Source organism: Epilithonimonas hispanica (genome assembly GCF_003385395.1).
GTDB lineage: Bacteria > Bacteroidota > Bacteroidia > Flavobacteriales > Weeksellaceae > Epilithonimonas > Epilithonimonas hispanica.
On the sequence record NZ_QNUG01000096.1, the window covers coordinates 1 to 2,097 of the forward strand.

The 2,097-nt window shown below is 45.8% G+C and carries 2 tRNA genes and 1 rRNA gene; all 3 read left to right on the top strand.

The features are described 5' to 3' along the window. The first annotated feature begins 110 nt into the window (after window positions 1-110). The 3 genes from DRF58_RS17905 (at window position 111) to DRF58_RS17915 (ending at window position 2,066) form a co-directional block, all read left to right on the top strand. Window positions 111-1,627, top strand: a 16S ribosomal RNA gene (locus DRF58_RS17905). Between the two features lie 199 nt (window positions 1,628-1,826). Then, window positions 1,827-1,900: transfer RNA gene (locus DRF58_RS17910), tRNA-Ile, on the top strand. Window positions 1,901-1,992: 92 nt separating this feature from the next. After that, window positions 1,993-2,066, top strand: a tRNA-Ala gene (locus DRF58_RS17915). The last annotated feature ends 31 nt before the right edge of the window (window positions 2,067-2,097 follow it).

Below are 2,097 nucleotides of genomic sequence, written 5' to 3' on the forward strand. Positions count from 1 at the left end.
TGATGCGAACAGAACAAAGTTCATTGACATAACAATATAACAACCAAGTAAGGAAAAAAAACCAAAGCGTCAATTTTAAATTGAGTTTGAGTATAAGGACAAACAAACATACAATGGAGAGTTTGATCCTGGCTCAGGATGAACGCTAGCGGGAGGCCTAACACATGCAAGCCGAGCGGTAGAGTATCTTCGGATACTTGAGAGCGGCGCACGGGTGCGGAACACGTGTGCAACCTGCCTTTATCTGGGGGATAGCCTTTCGAAAGGAAGATTAATACCCCATAATATATTGAGTGGCATCACTTAATATTGAAAACTCCGGTGGATAGAGATGGGCACGCGCAAGATTAGATAGTTGGTAGGGTAACGGCCTACCAAGTCGATGATCTTTAGGGGGCCTGAGAGGGTGATCCCCCACACTGGTACTGAGACACGGACCAGACTCCTACGGGAGGCAGCAGTGAGGAATATTGGACAATGGGTGAGAGCCTGATCCAGCCATCCCGCGTGAAGGATTAAGGTCCTATGGATTGTAAACTTCTTTTGTATAGGGATAAACCTACTCTCGTGAGAGTAGCTGAAGGTACTATACGAATAAGCACCGGCTAACTCCGTGCCAGCAGCCGCGGTAATACGGAGGGTGCAAGCGTTATCCGGATTTATTGGGTTTAAAGGGTCCGTAGGCGGATGTGTAAGTCAGTGGTGAAATCTCGCAGCTTAACTGCGAAACTGCCATTGATACTGCATGTCTTGAGTAAATTTGAAGTGGCTGGAATAAGTAGTGTAGCGGTGAAATGCATAGATATTACTTAGAACACCAATTGCGAAGGCAGGTCACTAAGATTTAACTGACGCTGATGGACGAAAGCGTGGGGAGCGAACAGGATTAGATACCCTGGTAGTCCACGCCGTAAACGATGCTAACTCGTTTTTTGTGCTTCGGCATGAGAGACTAAGCGAAAGTGATAAGTTAGCCACCTGGGGAGTACGTTCGCAAGAATGAAACTCAAAGGAATTGACGGGGGCCCGCACAAGCGGTGGATTATGTGGTTTAATTCGATGATACGCGAGGAACCTTACCAAGACTTAAATGGGAATTGACAGATTTAGAAATAGATCCTTCTTCGGACAATTTTCAAGGTGCTGCATGGTTGTCGTCAGCTCGTGCCGTGAGGTGTTAGGTTAAGTCCTGCAACGAGCGCAACCCCTGTCGCCAGTTGCTACCATTCAGTTGAGGACTCTGGCGAGACTGCCTACGCAAGTAGAGAGGAAGGTGGGGATGACGTCAAATCATCACGGCCCTTACGTCTTGGGCCACACACGTAATACAATGGCCGGTACAGAGGGCAGCTACACAGCGATGTGATGCAAATCTCGAAAGCCGGTCTCAGTTCGGATTGGAGTCTGCAACTCGACTCTATGAAGCTGGAATCGCTAGTAATCGCGCATCAGCCATGGCGCGGTGAATACGTTCCCGGGCCTTGTACACACCGCCCGTCAAGCCATGGAAGTCTGGGGTACCTGAAGTCGGTGACCGTAACAGGAGCTGCCTAGGGTAAAACAGGTAACTAGGGCTAAGTCGTAACAAGGTAGCCGTACCGGAAGGTGCGGCTGGAACATCTCATTTTAGAGACAATACGTCAAAAAATATTAAAAGAGCCTTATATAAAAAATAAAGCTTTGGTTTTTTTTACTCGGTTGCTTATATTAACAAATAAACCCACTAGAAATTAGTACAGGGATAGAGAGATTTTAGATTACAAATTATAGATTTTAGATTTAAAAATCATTTAAAATTTTCAATTTAAAATTTAAAATTATAATGAAGTCTCGTAGCTCAGCTGGTTAGAGCGCTACACTGATAATGTAGAGGTCGGCAGTTCGAGCCTGCCCGAGACTACTAATTACAAGACGGGAGATTAGAAGACAAGAGATGGGAGACGAAAAAAGTCTCAGATCTCAAATCTAAACATCTCAAGTCTAAAACTAGAGGGGGAATTAGCTCAGCTGGCTAGAGCGCCTGCCTTGCACGCAGGAGGTCAAGGGTTCGACTCCCTTATTCTCCACTGTTTTAGGAGTTTGATTTAAAAGTTACGA